The following is a 14,528-nucleotide window of genomic DNA, read 5'->3' on the forward strand; positions in this document are numbered from 1 at the left end:
CACAAGCAGCCGTCTGGCCCTCACAAAATGGGCCAGCGTCAACACCAGCAGTGGCAAGTCGACCCAGCATGCACTAACAGTAAACACGGATCACCCCATGGGGGCAGACCAATCCCACCTGCCCAGAAAGCATTCCAGACCTGATCAACTATTGAGCGAATTTCACCTGTGAACATGCTTCAATTTCCACCTGCTATTCCGAATCGAATTTGACATTACGCCAGTGCGTTATGTTAAAGAATACATCTCGAAATCTGGGGGGGCTGTGTCAGAATAATATGAGTTCCAATGAAGCGTTCGGTCGTGTCGTAAAGATTTTCATCACAGGGCAAGATCCGCGCAGTCTTCGCACTGTCGAGCTCGACAACTGGACAGGCGTTGCTATCACGGGGCAACCCGAGTTCTTCAAGCGAGCGCTTCAGGATGAAGTCCTTAGCCGTTCGTGCGTTTATCTTCTCATCAGATCTGGCGCTGAGGATGATTTGCCCGCAATTTATGTTGGTGAAAGTGACGAATTCTCGCAACGCTATACGAACAGCAAGTTTCCAATCGCGTTTGATACCTTCCTGATCTTCACCAGCAAGGACGACAATCTGACGCGTGCCCACGTCAAATGGCTGGAAGAGAAGCTCTGGGCTATTTTAAAAGATAATAGTGGGAAGGCACTCGTTGCCAATTCTAACCGGCCGACCGGCTCAAATTTGCCACGCGCAGACATTGCAACTATGCAAACCTATCTTCGCAACATGATCTATGTGCTTGAGGCACTTGGCTACGACTTATTCTCAGTGCAGGAGCGTATTACAGCTTCCCCGGCACCAATAAACCAAAGTGAAGTATCGGAAATAGCGCCGTTTGATCTTTATGCAACGCTACCGAACAGAAAAAACGAGAAGGCATTTTTACGCTATGAAGATGGTGCTTACACTCTCAAGGCTGGCTCAAAAATAAACGCCAGGGCTACAGATAGTTTACCGTTAAATGTCAGAAAGCTGCGTGAACAATTAATGGCTGATGGCGGCCTTATTTCACATGGGGAATATCTGGAGTTGACCCGCGATATTCCGTTTTCCAAGCCTTCACCAGCTTCATCTCTCGTAAAAGGTCGCAGCTCAACTGGATATCAGGATTGGCTGCGTGTTAGTGATGATCTGCCTTTAGGGACTTTTTTGGGAGTGATGACAAGTGTTGACAGCACCGTTGCTTTACACCGAGAGACTTGAGTAGTTTGGCGGTGGTGTCATCAAAGTTCGAGCGTAAAATCCTGAACGTGCAAAATTTGCGGATAAACCATTAGAATTTCCCAAATAGGCCATTGAAGCAATCAATCGCTTCGTTTAGAACCTCGGTATACGAGGCTCAGGCCTCCCGGTGATGCACCCGTAGCTCAGCTGGATAGAGTGCTGCCCTCCGAAGGCAGAGGTCACAGGTTCGAATCCTGTCGGGTGCGCCATTTCAGTCATTTAGCCGGTAAACATCATCCCCTCTTATTTCCGACCTCCGTGATATTGCTTGGTGTTACAAGCGCAAATGGTATCCGCTGTTGCCGAAGCAATTATCGGCCTTATGATCGGTATTTGTTTTCTGAATGCCTATCTTAAACAAAGCCAAAGGCGAAGCTGCTTGAGAGACGAATGAAAAAGTTAATCGGAATTGTCGTTTTTGCACTTTGGCTTATCCCAACAATTGCAACGGCCGCAACTGACTCTGAAATTGTGACCGAGATGGCCGAACAGTGTTGGCAATTGCCGGAAGATGCGAACTACAGCCGTGCGTCTGCAACTTTCGAAGTTACTTATGACGGAAATGGCCAACTGACGCGCATTTTAACAGTGGAGTTTCAGCCGGTTAGAAAAGCGGGACGAGAGTTTGCTGTTTCGGCACAGGATGCCATTTTAAAGTGCGCCAGCAAAACCTCGGTGCGTTCACGGACTGTGCGGGTCATTATGCGATATGTTGAGCAGAAAACAGATGGTCCTCTGATCATGAAAAGGTCGCTGCGCTAATTTAATATCAAAGATGATCCTTTGCCGCTTGCGATAAAAGCGCAAAAGAAAAGGCGGGAATGTCCCGCCTTTGTTTGTTTTATCCGACATGCAAACCGGGCGCTTCCTGCCCGGTGCTTTCGACATATTCGGTGTAACCACCACCATATTGCTGAATGCCATCGGAAGTGAGTTCCAGAACTCGATTAGACAGAGCTGCCAGAAAACGGCGATCATGCGATACAAACAGCATTGTGCCTTCATAAGCTGAAAGCGCCTTGATCAGCATTTCCTTTGTGTCGAGATCAAGATGGTTTGTCGGCTCATCAAGCACGAGGAAATTCGGCGGATCAAACAGCATTGCCGCCATCACCAGGCGCGCTTTTTCACCACCGGACAGCACACGGCATTTCTTTTCAATATCATCGCCGGAAAAACCAAAACAGCCAGCCAATGCCCGTAAAGGTGCCTGTCCTGCCTTTGGAAAACGCTGCTCCAGCCATTCAAGAATGGTGCTTTCACCATCCAGAATATCCATGGCGTGCTGCGCGAAATAGCCAAGTTTCACGCTCGCACCAAGATTCACAATGCCCTGATCCGGCTCGGTTGCACCCGTCACAAGTTTAAGCAGCGTTGACTTGCCTGCTCCGTTCACGCCCATAATGCACCAGCGTTCGCGGCGCCGAACCATAAAATCCAGACCATCATAGATCGTTCGGCTTCCATAGGTTTTGCTGACGCCCTTAAGGCTGACCACATCTTCGCCTGAGCGCGGTGCAGGAGCGAAGTCAAAAGCAACCGTCTGGCGGCGGCGCGGTGGTTCCACACGGTCGATCTTTTCGAGTTTCTTGACACGGCTTTGCACCTGCGAAGCATGTGATGCACGCGCTTTGAAACGCTCGATAAACTTGATTTCCTTGGCGAGCATTGCCTGCTGGCGCTCGAATTGCGCCTGCTGCTGCTTTTCGTTGAGTGCGCGCTGGCCTTCATAAAAGGCATAATCCCCCGCATAAGAGGTCAGCGACCCGGCATCAATTTCGATAATCTTGGTCACGATGCGGTTCATGAATTCGCGGTCATGCGATGTCATGAGCAGCGCGCCATCATAGTTTTTAAGAAAGGATTCGAGCCAGATCAAGCTTTCGAGATCAAGGTGGTTGCTTGGCTCGTCAAGCAGCATAACATCCGGGCGCATCAGCAGAATACGGGCAAGCGCCACGCGCATCTTCCAGCCGCCGGACAGCTTGCCGACATCGCCATCCATCATTTCCTGACTAAAACTAAGCCCTGCCAGAACTTCACGCGCACGGCCATCCAGCCCGTAACCGTCAAGCTCTTCATAACGAGCCTGCACCTCGCCATAACGCTCGATAATGGCATCTATCTCATCAAGACGATCGGGGTCGCACATGGCGGCTTCAAGTTCGCGCAATTCAGCCGCGACACTGCTTACCGGCCCTGCCCCGTCCATCACTTCGGCAACAGCCGAACGCCCACCCATTTCACCAACATTCTGGTTGAAATAGCCAATCGTTACACCTTTTTCGACATTGACCTGCCCTTCGTCAGGCAGATCTTCGCCGGTAATCATGCGGAAAAGCGTTGTCTTGCCAGCACCATTCGGCCCGACGAGGCCAATCTTCTCGCCGCGGTTCAAAGCGGCTGAAGCTTCGATAAACAGAATGCGATGGCTATTGGACTTGCTGATATTGTCTAAACGGATCATATGCGCGGGAGGCCTTGTGAAAACTCGGCATCCCTATGACATGGCTTGACGCCGCTGTCACGCGGCGCTGCGCAGCTTGCAGCTATTCTTTGCTTACGGAATATGATGCAGCCATTTTTCAGTCGCGAATTTTTCTTCCACGAGCTGCTCTGCTGCGGCAAATTCCTCCGGCGTAATCGTGCCGCTTACACCGCCATTAAGCGAGATGAATGTCTCCGTCATACGATCAATGACCTCGCGGCGCGGCAGGCCGGTCTGACTGCGGACAGGATCGACGCGCTTGGCGGCGCTGGCCGTGCCCTTGTCAGAGAGTTTTTCACGGCCGATCCGCAGGACCTTCACCATCTTTTCTGCATCCATATCATAAGCCATCGTGACATGATGCAGAACGGTTCCACCGGAATAACGCTTTTGAGCGGCTCCTCCGATCTTGCCTTTCGAACTCGCAATATCGTTGAGCGGCTTATAAAAAGCGTCAATTCCAAGCGAGTTGAGGGATTTCAGCACCCATTCATCAAGAAATGCATAGGAATCGGCAAAACTCATATCGCGGACCAAATCCCCAGGCGCATAAAGTGAATAGGTGATCGTATTGCCAGGTTCGACAAACATAGCACCGCCGCCGGTTACGCGACGCACCGTTTCCACGCCCATTTCTTCGGCCGAATCCATGTCCACTTCATTACGCAGTGACTGAAATGCACCAATGATGATTGAAGGACGCTCCCACTCCCAAAAGCGCAATGTGGGTGCACGGCGCCCGGCAGCAACTTCGCGCGCCAGAACCTCATCAAGCGCCAGATGCATTGTCGGGCTGAGTGGCGGAATATCAATGATCTGCCATTCGTAATCGCGCCATGTCCTTGCAACGCCGAGAGCGCGACGAACCGCAATGGTCACCGCCTCCGGGCTGAAACCAATCATGAAGGCATCGGGACGAAGCCCTTTGCGCACGGCATCCGCGATTTCTTCAGCGCACGCCGTTGCAGGCAGGCCATTCAATGCATTGCGAATATCATCAAGGGCTTCGCCGGGTTCGAGGAAAAAATCACCGGCAACCTGTACGTTGCAGAGTTTATTGTCCTGAACCTCCAGATCGATAACGACCAGCTTTCCACCGTGGACCTTATATTCACCATGCATTTCAAACGACCTTACTGACGAGAAACCTTCAGGTGCACTGTTGCGGATTCAAGACAGAAAGGAAACTGCGGCAACGGAATTTTACAATCATTTCTCTCAAATAAAACGACGCGTGCATCAAATTCAGATAGATAGAGACGTGAATTATCGTTCACTCTATATTCAATATGCGGGTTCTATATTTTTCAGCAGATCAATACTCAAACAATGGTGTTCGCATGCAGCTCTTCTGTCTAACAAACTCAGCCTGATTGCAGGCATATCAGCCTTCATCGCATCCATGTATGTGCTCGCGCCTGCCTCCGCAGAAGCAGCGCGTCTACAAAAATGTGCATCGGAAAACGGCATTTGCCAATTGCCTTACCCGACCGAGGTTATTTACGGCGCTGATGGGCAGGGTACATCGCGCTTTATCGACCGCCCGGAAGTTCGCTGTTCGAACCGCGTTTTTGGAGATCCTGCGCCTAAGAGAAGAAAAAGTTGCTCATATGTCGTGCGTGAGCGTTACGAGGATCGTCGTGATGATCGACGTAACGACTGGCGTGGTGGTAGACGAGACAACCGGGGCCGTAGTCAATGGCAGCAATGCGCCAAAGAAAATGGCTTTTGCGATTTTTATGGCCGCAAGCTCGTTCGTTATGGTGCGAAAGGGCGTTTCGTAGAACGCGTTTTCCGTGACGGCGTACCATGTAACAATCAGACTTTCGGTGATCCGGCGCGGGGTCAGGGAAAAGCCTGCTATATTCAAAATTGAAGTTAAAAAGGCGGACTTGGGGCGCTGATCTGATCCAATCAGATCGAAATGCGCTCTAAGTCCGCCTTTTTCAAATGCCATCAGTCAATAAATAAGATAGCGACTTAAAGAGAAGCTAATCGCGATTCAGCCGTTTTATCAAAAGCTTTCTGCAAACCGGAATCACGGCCATAAACATCGTTGTAAAAACGAACGGTGCCTGATGCATCAGGCCATGCGGTGAAATAGGCAATATAAACCGGAACAGGATCAGCGACTTTGATGCCGCGCTCATCCTTGCCGAAATATTTGCTCAGGTCTGCAACAGGCTTACCAAGAACCGCCGCCGCCATATCACGCGGACGCTCTAGACGAATACAGCCATGGCTTAAGGCACGCATGTCGCGGCTGAAATAAGATTTTGCCGGTGTGTCATGCATATAAATATCATGGGCATTTGGGAACAAAATCTTGAGTTCACCCAAAGCGTTATCAAGGCTTGGCTTCTGTCTGATGCCAACATGGGCTTTGCCTGCGGCAACGGCATTCCAATTAACCGCACTTGCCGAAACCTTCTTGCCGCCAACATAAACTTCATAGCCATTGCGGTCGAGATAGCTGTTATCGCGCATCACTTTGGGCAACATTTCATTCAGGATGATTGAGCGCGGCACACCCCACGATGGGTTGAACACAACGGTCTGCACCTTATTGTAGAAAAAATAGGTCTGATGCGTTGGTGAACCGATCACGACATTCATTGCCAGCTTTTCTTTGCCGTTTTCGAAATATTCAGCGCGATAGGATGGCTGATTGACCATCACATAGCGCGATCCGAAATCATGTGGCAGCCAGCGCAGACGTTCCATCGAATAGAGAATACGATCGCGCTTGATCGAATCTTGCTCACCCTGAAGCGCTGCAATCGTATTTTTGCCGATGATGCCATCAGGCGTGCTGCCCGAAAGCCTTTGATAATCCTTAATGGCCGTGGTCAGCTCCGGGTCGTAAATGGTTGTATCGGCATGGGCCTGCAACACATCGCGATGCTGTTCGATATAGCTCGACGGTGCATGATGCGTAATAAGCGCCACAACCTTGGCCAGCTGATCGCTGGTATCTCCCGGACGAATGGCTTTATCGAGTGAAATGCGAATTGGTTCGCCTGCTGGCGCCTCTGAGTTCGCCAGTTCGCGCTTCAGGGCCGAATAGGCTTCATTGTTTGGCTGAAAGCTTTTCAGATAGGCGACCGGATCAGTTTCCGTCGCCAAACGAGCAAGGACCGCCTTTGGATCGACGCGCTTACGCGGCAGGTCGTGAAAGCCACTCAAGCGGTCAGCAACAATACGCCCCTCGCCTGCGTCGATTGCATAACGCAGCGCGCGCGCTGACATGCGGATTTCAAAATCCGTGAGTTTTTGTTGGCGTTCTGCAAGCTGCGATTCATCAAAATGATCGCCGGGAATTGAAACTTCATATTCCTCGGGGTTGAACCCATCTTCATCCGACTGCGCAAAGAACGCGGCGACGCTGCGCGCCTTATCAAGAGCCTTATTATCGGCTGACCAGAGGAATTTGCGGTTTTCAGAATAGAAGCTGACGATGGCGTCCGCGATCTGCTTTTCTGCTTTCACATTAACAGTCTTGAGATAATCCGCCGCCGCATCAAAAGCTAGTTCAGCCGGTGTTTCTGTCACCTTTTTTGTTGGGCCAATCGGCGACATGCCTGATGTCAGAGGATCTGTTTGCGCAGCAGCGACAGCTGCGGTCACCTGCATATCGAGCGCGCTGAAATCGACATTAATCAAGGCGTCCGGCTTGTAATCGTATATCTGCGGTCCCTTAACCGTCACACGCTGTGCGGGCGGTATGGCGGCTCTGGGCACGGAAACCGGCTTTGCAATCTTGGGTGCCGGTGCGGCCTGCACTGGCGGTTGAACCGGTTGGGCTTGCTGCTGACGGCGCTGCTGGAACAGCTCAAGCAGCGAATTTGCTGCCTGCGCCTGCGCTGTCGAGAAAAGTGTCGATGCGGCCAGTGCGAAAGCCATCGCTTTGCGGACATAAGGACCGCGTTTGCGATTATCTTCAATGTTCCGATTCAAATTTCTGGAGAACTGCATTCCAACCGCCAATTCAGCACAACCGCTATAGCGGCCTGCGTCAATCTTCGCCCATAGAATTGATGAATCTCGTATAGAATCTTTTAACGTTAACGCAATCTCCTCATTTTTTTTCGGGCAGTTCTATCAATTTTTCTTGAGAAGCGTTTTTGCAGACACATACGAAACGATTAATTCCGGATCTGCACAAAGTGCCGCAGTGGAATCCACCCAGCATCACGCTAAAAGCCCGGCGAGAATATGTAACTGGCAAGCACGCGAGGTACCACAATGGCAGAAGCAGGCGCCGCTGATCTTTTTCCACTTGGCAAAGACAACACTCCTTATCGCAAACTGACATCTGATCATGTTTCGGTCGATATGTTTAAGGGACAGGAAGTTCTGAGCGTTGATGCTGAAGGCCTGCGCATTCTGTCGGAAGCTGCCTTTGCGGATATCAATCACCTGCTGCGCCCCGGCCATTTGCAGCAACTTGCCAATATCATGAAAGACCCGGAAGCCACCGATAATGACCGCTTCGTGGCTTATGACCTGCTGAAAAATGCCAATATTGCGGCCGGCGGTGTGTTGCCCATGTGCCAGGACACCGGCACAGCAATCATCATGGGTAAAAAAGGCCGTCGCGTCTGGACAGAAGGCGGTGATGCTGATGCGCTCGCTGCCGGCGTTCTGGATGCCTATAACAAGAAGAACCTGCGTTATTCGCAGCTCGCCCCGTTATCGATGTTCGAAGAAAAGAACACCAGGAACAATCTGCCTGCGCAGATCGACATTTATGAAGAGGGCGAAGACGCCTATAAATTCCTGTTTGTTGCCAAGGGCGGCGGCTCTGCCAACAAGACGTTCTTGTATCAGGGCACACCATCGTTGCTGACGCATGACCGCCTGATTGATTTCCTTAAGGATAAGATCTTAAGCCTCGGCACTGCGGCCTGCCCACCGTATCACCTGGCAATCGTTATCGGCGGAACCTCCGCTGAAATGAACCTCAAGACGGTGAAGCTCGCATCCACGCGCTATCTCGACAGTCTCCCAACCAAGGGTTCGGAAGACGGTCATGCTTTCCGCGATCTGGAGATGGAAGCTGAAATCCATAAGCTGACACAGTCGCTTGGCGTCGGTGCACAGTTTGGCGGCAAGTATTTCTGCCACGATGTACGCGTTATCCGCCTGCCCCGCCATGGCGCATCGCTGCCAATTGGTCTGGGTGTCTCCTGCTCTGCCGACCGGCAGGCCAAAGGCAAAATCACGAAAGACGGTATCTTCCTTGAGAAACTCGAAACCAATCCCGCGCAGTATATGCCAGAGATTGACGAGGAAAAGCTCTCATCGCATGTGGTCAAAATTGACCTCAACCAGCCCATGGAGCAGATACTTAAGGAACTGTCGAAACACCCTGTAAAGACACAGCTTTCTTTGACTGGCTCAATCATCGTCGCACGCGATCTGGCGCATGCGAAAATCCGCGAACGGCTGGAAAACGGCGAACCTATGCCGGATTATTTCAAGAACCACCCGATTTATTATGCAGGCCCAGCCAAGACGCCAACCGGTTATGCATCCGGCTCCTTTGGGCCAACGACGGCTGGCCGCATGGATTCTTATGTCGATCAGTTCCAGTCATTTGGCGGTTCGATGGTGATGCTCGCCAAGGGCAATCGCTCGCGTCAGGTCCGTGAAGCGTGTGGCAGACATGGCGGCTTCTATCTGGGTTCGATTGGTGGCCCTGCTGCCCGCCTTGCTCAGGACTGCATCAAGAAGGTTGAGGTGGTCGAGTATCCAGAGCTCGGCATGGAAGCCATATGGCGCATTGAAGTGGTCGATTTTCCAGCCTTTATCGTCATCGACGACAAAGGCAATGACTTTTTCAAAGAGCTCAATCTCGGTTAAAAATGGGGCGTTTATCGCCCCTTTTTTTATTTCGGGTCGCGTTTCAGCCCCTTTTCCACAAGCTCGTCCAGATAGGTTTGCCAGAGAGTATCCTTCTGAGTGCCCAGCTTGTGCAGATAAGTCCACGAGAACAGTCCGGTATCGTGCATGTCATCAAAAGTAATACGGACGGCATAGTTGCCGACCGGGTCCATACGCATGATTTCCACATTGCGCTTGCCGCCCACCGTGACCCGTTGTTCTGGTGAATGGCCCTGCACTTCTGCCGAAGGAGAGAGCACACGCAAGAATTCTGCTGTCAGCTCAAAACGCTCACCGTTTTCGAAAGCCACCGTCAAAAGCTTGCGATCCTTCGACACCCGCAACTCGGTCGGCCAGACATCACTCATAATTGTTCTCCGTCATTCCCGCTGCGTTTGATTCTGCAATATACAGGATGACAGTCACATAAACTGGACAAACTCCTCAAGGGAACTTATCTCTTGAAGAGGGGTGACTTTGCAGCGTTTTGAAACAATGGCTTATTCTATGAATCAATCTCAGACATTGCCTGCTGTTTCTTCGACCGGAGATATGATTGATCCGTTTGGACGCGCTGTCACCTATTTGCGCGTTTCAGTGACAGATCGCTGTGATTTCCGCTGCACCTATTGCATGGCAGAGCATATGACGTTTCTGCCGAAAAAAGACCTGCTGACGCTCGAAGAACTGGATCGGATTTGCAGCGCCTTTATCGATAAGGGTGTGCGCAAGTTGCGCCTGACAGGCGGTGAGCCGCTTGTTCGCAAAAACATCATGCATCTGATCCGCGGGCTGTCGCGTCACCTCAAAACCGGCGCATTGGACGAGCTGACGCTCACAACCAACGGGTCGCAACTTGTCCGTTATGCTGATGAACTCGCAGAATGTGGTGTAAAGCGTATCAATGTCTCGATGGACACGCTTGATCCTGATAAATTCCGTACTATTACCCGCTGGGGTGATCTTAATCGCGTCATTGAAGGTATCGACGCTGCGCAGAAGGCCGGTCTTCGCATTAAAATCAACGCTGTTGCGCTGAAAAACTTCAATGAGTTTGAAATTCCAGAGCTGATCCGCTGGGCGCATGGTCGTGACATGGACATGACGCTGATCGAAACCATGCCGATGGGTGAAATAGAGATTGATCGCACGGATCAATATCTGCCGCTTTCGCAGCTTCGTGTCGATCTTGGCAAGCAGTTCACACTAACCGACAATTCCTATCATACCGGTGGCCCTGCCCGCTATGTCACCATAAAAGAAACGGGTGGCCGGCTCGGTTTTATCACACCCCTTACGCATAATTTCTGCGAAAGCTGCAACCGTGTGCGTCTGACATGCACAGGCATGCTTTATATGTGTCTTGGTCAGAACGATGATGCGGATCTGCGCACCGCAGTGCGTGCAAGCGAAAGTGACAGCGTTCTCAATGATGCGATTGACGAGGCCATTTCACGCAAGCCCAAGGGCCATGATTTCATCATTGATCGCGACCATAATCGCCCGGCCGTTGCACGCCACATGAGCCTGACTGGCGGATAAATAATTTAAATCAATTCGCAACACATATGCATTGGACGTTATCTAAATCATAAGGTAGCGATAGAAAGTCCCAAAATCGGATTTTATATTGTGCCGCAAACTGCAAATTTTCGTGCAAGCATTTTCATGCTTCTCGCCATGGGGACATTCACCATCGGCGATTCAATTACCAAATATTTGCTGATCCATATGAACAGTGGTCAGTACATGTTCATTCGAGGAATATTTGCAACAACGGCAATCGGCCTGCTCGCATGGCGCAACGGAGCGCTTCGCAACATGTCGATGGATAAGATGACGTTGCTGCGTGTACTGGGCGAAGTGCTGGCAACAGTCACATATATCTATTCGCTCGGGCATCTTTCACAGGCTTTCTGTTCAGCCGTATTTCAGGCAACGCCCTTGGTTGTGACCGTTGGCGCCGTGCTTTTTCTGAATGAAAAAGTCGGCTGGCGGCGCTGGATGTGTATCTCATTCGGGTTGATCGGGGTTCTGATTATCATTCGTCCTGGCGCTGACACCTCAACAACGCTTGCCGCCGTGGGGATTTTGCTTTCCAGTGTCTGCTTTGCAGCGATGCGCGATATTGCGACACGCCGCGTCCCGGCACATGTGCCGACACTTTATCTCTCAACGCTCACTGCCGGTGCCATTGCACTCACAGGTGGAGCACTCATAGTGCCTATGGGCGGCTGGCAACCCATCGGCCTTGAGCCAATTCTTTTCATGGCTGTGGCGGCAGCACTTTTGCTGGTTGGCTATCACTTTATCATTTTGGCGATGCGTGAAGGTGAAATTTCATTTGTTTCGCCATTCCGCTATTCGAGCCTGCTTTGGGCGATTCTTCTAAGCACTGTGATCTTCAATGAGGCGCCAGACACTTATACAATCCTCGGATCAATTCTTGTCGTCAGCAGCGGTATTTATATGGTGTACCGCGAAAATGTTCTCAAAAAGCGGGAACACTATAAAAGCACACTGGCTGCTGCGCCCACGGGAGTAGAACCCACGTGACAGGAAAGACGCACCGTATCGCAGGTGCCATTATTGCCGGAGGCCAGTCCAGCCGCATGCAGGCGGGCGGTGTGCCGGGTGATAAATTTTTGCAAAAGCTCGGCACAAAGACAGTTCTTGAACATGTTGCAAAGCGCCTTTCACCGCAGGTCGATCAGCTTTTTCTAAACGCCAATGGCGATCATGGCCGTCTTCCAAAACTAGGGATACCTGTGACAGCGGACTCCATTTCCGCGCATGGTGGGCCACTTGTGGGGCTCAAGACAGCATTGGAATATGCCGCCGGTTTCCCGTTGCTCCTGAGTGTTGCAGCCGACTGCCCCTTTCTGCCGCTTGACCTTGTATCGCGGCTTTACGAGCAGCAAGCAAAAACCGGTGCCAGCATTGTGCTTGCGTGTTCCAATGGCCGTGTTCATCCGACTTGCGGGCTTTGGAAAACAGAGCTGCTGCAACCGCTTATTGACTGGCTGGCACGCACCGAAACGGCCAGTGTGCTTGCTTTCGCGCAAAATGTCGGTTTTGAAGAGGTGGTGTTTGCGCTCGTGGCACTTACATCCAATGGCGCAGTTTATGACCCCTTCTTCAACATCAACAGACCTGAAGATCTTGAGGTAGCAAAGCTGCTGATTGAGGCCATCCAATGACCCATAAACTGTTCGGAATCACCGGTTGGAAAAATGCTGGCAAAACCACACTGACGGAAAGCCTCGTTCAGGCGCTGACCAAACGTGGCTATCGCATCTCGACGGTAAAACACGCTCATCATAATTTTGATATTGATCATATCGGGACAGATTCCTGGCGGCACCGCAATGCTGGCGCTGCGGAAGTCGCAATCGTTTCATCTGCACGTTATGCGATCATGCATGAAAATCTTGGCGAAGAAGAGCCGTCATTACCAGTCATTGTCAGCAAGCTGGCCCCCTGCGATCTGGTTCTGATTGAAGGCTACAAAAACGAACCTCATAAGAAGATCGAACTTAGGCGTATTGGCAGCCACGAAGGGCCACCGCTTTGCGATAGCGATTCCAGCATTGTTGCCATTGCCAGCGATCATATGCAAAGCCATGAAAGATTACCGGTGTTTCATCTTGATCAAATCGAAGAAATTGCAGACTTCATTCAACAATTGATGGAGCTTTGAGGTTTTCACTAACAATTGATTATATCGACACGGAAAACACTGAAAAATATCTTTCGATCATGCCTTTTCTTTGGAAAATCCCTTTTTACGCTAAAAATTAAATTACTCAAACCGTCTTGCCATTCGATGAAAAATGGTGGGATTATGGGGTTATGGGCGGATGGATGGGCATAAGTGCGAATAATTATTGCGCGTTATCAGCTCTAGCATCTAATTATAGAAATCAGGGATCACATTGTCAGACCTGCGACCGAACAATCCTCGTCGATAATGCTCCTTAAATGCGGCTGAACCAGAAAAATAATCAGGGAGCCAGCCGAAACAAAACGAGAGGACTAAGAATGCGCGTTATTAAGCGTATCGCTGCGGCGACATCAATAGCAGCACTTGCAATTACTCTTGGCAGCATGAGCGCTGGCATTGCCAATGCTCAGGAGCCTCTGAAGCTTAAGATTGGTACAGAAGGCGCTTACCCTCCCTTCAACTTCATTCAGCCAGATGGCACGCTTTCCGGTTTCGACGTAGATATTGCCAGGGCACTTTGCGATGAAATGAAAGCCCAATGTGAATTCGTAACCCAGGATTGGGATGGCGCCATCCCTGCCCTTCAGTCGGGCAAGTTCGATGCCTTTATTGCCTCGATGTCCATCACGGATGAACGCAAGAAGCAGGTCGATTTCTCCAACAAGTACTACAACACCCCTCCCGGCATTGCGGCTCCGAAAGACACCGACATCAAAGGCGTGACCAAGGAAGACCTCGCTGGCAAGACCATTGGCGTGCAGGGATCAACCACGCATGCCAATTACTCGGAAAAAACCTTTACCGACAGCACGATCAAAGCCTATCCAACGGCCGAAGAATATCGTCTGGATCTTGCAAACGGTCGACTTGATGCCGTCAACGACGACAGCGTGACGCTTTCCGAGTGGCTCAAGACCCCAGATGGTGCATGCTGCAAGATGGTCGGCACGTTCCCGCCGGTGATCGAGATTCACGGTCCGGGTGCAGGCGTTGCATTCAAAAAAGGCCGCCCGGAACTCATCGAAAAATTCAATGAAGCCATCAAGGCAATCCGCGCCAACGGCAAGTACAAAGAAATCAATGACAAGTACTTCGATTTCGACGCCTACGGTGCAGAAAACTAAAATTTCTTAATATCAGACGCCGGTTTACGCCCACGTAAACCGGCGTAACTATTTGGGCTATA

At 50.9% G+C, this 14,528-nt stretch carries 13 protein-coding genes and 1 tRNA gene; 10 read left to right on the forward strand and 4 right to left on the reverse strand.

What is annotated here, in order from left to right; all coding sequences use genetic code 11:
* Positions 1-278: 278 nt before the first annotated feature.
* The 3 genes from ABE527_RS13280 to ABE527_RS13290 all read left to right on the forward strand — a co-directional run bounded on the left by ABE527_RS13280 (position 279) and on the right by ABE527_RS13290 (position 2,006).
* Positions 279-1,223 carry a DUF4357 domain-containing protein gene (locus ABE527_RS13280; protein ID WP_499697187.1) on the forward strand — a complete coding sequence of 315 codons (945 nt, stop codon included), beginning with the start codon at positions 279-281 and terminating at the stop codon, positions 1,221-1,223.
* Between the two features lie 153 nt (positions 1,224-1,376).
* Positions 1,377-1,453 (forward strand) — tRNA-Arg (locus ABE527_RS13285).
* Between the two features lie 181 nt (positions 1,454-1,634).
* Positions 1,635-2,006 (forward strand): hypothetical protein, encoded by a 372-nt coding sequence (locus tag ABE527_RS13290; protein WP_499694137.1) that lies wholly within the window; start codon positions 1,635-1,637, stop codon positions 2,004-2,006.
* A gap of 79 nt (positions 2,007-2,085) precedes the next feature.
* On the opposite strand, the gene ABE527_RS13295 is transcribed toward ABE527_RS13290, so the two are convergent.
* Together ABE527_RS13295 and lplAB are read right to left on the reverse strand one after the other, a co-directional pair.
* Complete coding sequence (locus tag ABE527_RS13295) at positions 2,086-3,711, reverse strand: ABC-F family ATP-binding cassette domain-containing protein (protein WP_499697188.1); 1,626 nt, start codon at positions 3,709-3,711, stop codon at positions 2,086-2,088.
* Positions 3,712-3,804: 93 nt separating this feature from the next.
* Positions 3,805-4,854 carry a lipoate-protein ligase LplAB gene (lplAB, locus tag ABE527_RS13300; RefSeq protein WP_499697189.1) on the reverse strand — a complete coding sequence of 350 codons (1,050 nt, stop codon included), beginning with the start codon at positions 4,852-4,854 and terminating at the stop codon, positions 3,805-3,807.
* Between the two features lie 139 nt (positions 4,855-4,993).
* Here lplAB and ABE527_RS13305 point away from each other — a divergent pair, with 139 nt between their 5' ends.
* Positions 4,994-5,608, forward strand: coding sequence for a hypothetical protein (locus tag ABE527_RS13305; protein ID WP_499697190.1), 615 nt, complete (start codon positions 4,994-4,996; stop codon positions 5,606-5,608).
* Between the two features lie 104 nt (positions 5,609-5,712).
* Here ABE527_RS13305 and ABE527_RS13310 read toward each other — a convergent pair whose 3' ends face one another.
* Positions 5,713-7,707: a L,D-transpeptidase family protein gene (locus tag ABE527_RS13310; RefSeq protein WP_499697191.1), complete on the reverse strand. Its 1,995-nt coding sequence runs from the start codon at positions 7,705-7,707 to the stop codon at positions 5,713-5,715.
* Between the two features lie 270 nt (positions 7,708-7,977).
* Between ABE527_RS13310 and ABE527_RS13315 the strand changes: the two genes are divergently transcribed.
* Positions 7,978-9,597, forward strand: coding sequence for a fumarate hydratase (locus ABE527_RS13315; RefSeq protein WP_499697192.1), 1,620 nt, complete (start codon positions 7,978-7,980; stop codon positions 9,595-9,597).
* Between the two features lie 26 nt (positions 9,598-9,623).
* Here ABE527_RS13315 and ABE527_RS13320 read toward each other — a convergent pair whose 3' ends face one another.
* The gene (locus tag ABE527_RS13320; RefSeq protein WP_265983783.1) at positions 9,624-9,986 is read right to left on the reverse strand and encodes a gamma-butyrobetaine hydroxylase family protein; all 363 of its coding nucleotides are present in this window, start codon (positions 9,984-9,986) and stop codon (positions 9,624-9,626) included.
* Between the two features lie 139 nt (positions 9,987-10,125).
* Here ABE527_RS13320 and moaA point away from each other — a divergent pair, with 139 nt between their 5' ends.
* From moaA to ABE527_RS13345, 5 genes are all read left to right on the forward strand, one after another.
* Positions 10,126-11,160: a GTP 3',8-cyclase MoaA gene (moaA, locus tag ABE527_RS13325; RefSeq protein ID WP_499697193.1), complete on the forward strand. Its 1,035-nt coding sequence runs from the start codon at positions 10,126-10,128 to the stop codon at positions 11,158-11,160.
* 126 nt (positions 11,161-11,286) lie between these two features.
* Complete coding sequence (locus ABE527_RS13330) at positions 11,287-12,174, forward strand: DMT family transporter (protein WP_265983889.1); 888 nt, start codon at positions 11,287-11,289, stop codon at positions 12,172-12,174.
* Positions 12,171-12,818 (forward strand): molybdenum cofactor guanylyltransferase MobA, encoded by a 648-nt coding sequence (gene mobA, locus ABE527_RS13335; RefSeq protein ID WP_499694140.1) that lies wholly within the window; start codon positions 12,171-12,173, stop codon positions 12,816-12,818. Before ABE527_RS13330 ends, mobA begins: the two co-directional genes overlap by 4 nt.
* Complete coding sequence (gene mobB, locus ABE527_RS13340) at positions 12,815-13,318, forward strand: molybdopterin-guanine dinucleotide biosynthesis protein B (RefSeq protein ID WP_499694141.1); 504 nt, start codon at positions 12,815-12,817, stop codon at positions 13,316-13,318. The genes mobA and mobB overlap by 4 nt, the downstream gene beginning before the upstream one ends.
* Positions 13,319-13,659: 341 nt before the next feature.
* Positions 13,660-14,466 carry an ABC transporter substrate-binding protein gene (locus ABE527_RS13345; RefSeq protein WP_265983780.1) on the forward strand — a complete coding sequence of 269 codons (807 nt, stop codon included), beginning with the start codon at positions 13,660-13,662 and terminating at the stop codon, positions 14,464-14,466.
* The last annotated feature ends 62 nt before the right edge of the window (positions 14,467-14,528 follow it).

Source organism: Brucella sp. TWI432 (genome assembly GCF_039674445.1).
GTDB lineage: Bacteria > Pseudomonadota > Alphaproteobacteria > Rhizobiales > Rhizobiaceae > Brucella > Brucella chromiisoli.

What these genes read in the sequence shown, in the direction of transcription:
- ABE527_RS13280 (WP_499697187.1), top strand. Translation starts at nt 279, where the DNA reads ATGAGTTCCAATGAAGCGTTCGGTCGTGTCGTAAAGATTTTCATCACA.
- ABE527_RS13290 (WP_499694137.1), top strand. Translation starts at nt 1,635, where the DNA reads ATGAAAAAGTTAATCGGAATTGTCGTTTTTGCACTTTGGCTTATCCCA.
- ABE527_RS13295 (WP_499697188.1), bottom strand. Translation starts at nt 3,711, where the DNA reads ATGATCCGTTTAGACAATATCAGCAAGTCCAATAGCCATCGCATTCTG.
- lplAB (WP_499697189.1), bottom strand. Translation starts at nt 4,854, where the DNA reads ATGCATGGTGAATATAAGGTCCACGGTGGAAAGCTGGTCGTTATCGAT.
- ABE527_RS13310 (WP_499697191.1), bottom strand. Translation starts at nt 7,707, where the DNA reads ATGCAGTTCTCCAGAAATTTGAATCGGAACATTGAAGATAATCGCAAA.
- ABE527_RS13315 (WP_499697192.1), top strand. Translation starts at nt 7,978, where the DNA reads ATGGCAGAAGCAGGCGCCGCTGATCTTTTTCCACTTGGCAAAGACAAC.
- ABE527_RS13320 (WP_265983783.1), bottom strand. Translation starts at nt 9,986, where the DNA reads ATGAGTGATGTCTGGCCGACCGAGTTGCGGGTGTCGAAGGATCGCAAG.
- moaA (WP_499697193.1), top strand. Translation starts at nt 10,126, where the DNA reads ATGAATCAATCTCAGACATTGCCTGCTGTTTCTTCGACCGGAGATATG.
- ABE527_RS13330 (WP_265983889.1), top strand. Translation starts at nt 11,287, where the DNA reads ATGCTTCTCGCCATGGGGACATTCACCATCGGCGATTCAATTACCAAA.
- mobB (WP_499694141.1), top strand. Translation starts at nt 12,815, where the DNA reads ATGACCCATAAACTGTTCGGAATCACCGGTTGGAAAAATGCTGGCAAA.
- ABE527_RS13345 (WP_265983780.1), top strand. Translation starts at nt 13,660, where the DNA reads ATGCGCGTTATTAAGCGTATCGCTGCGGCGACATCAATAGCAGCACTT.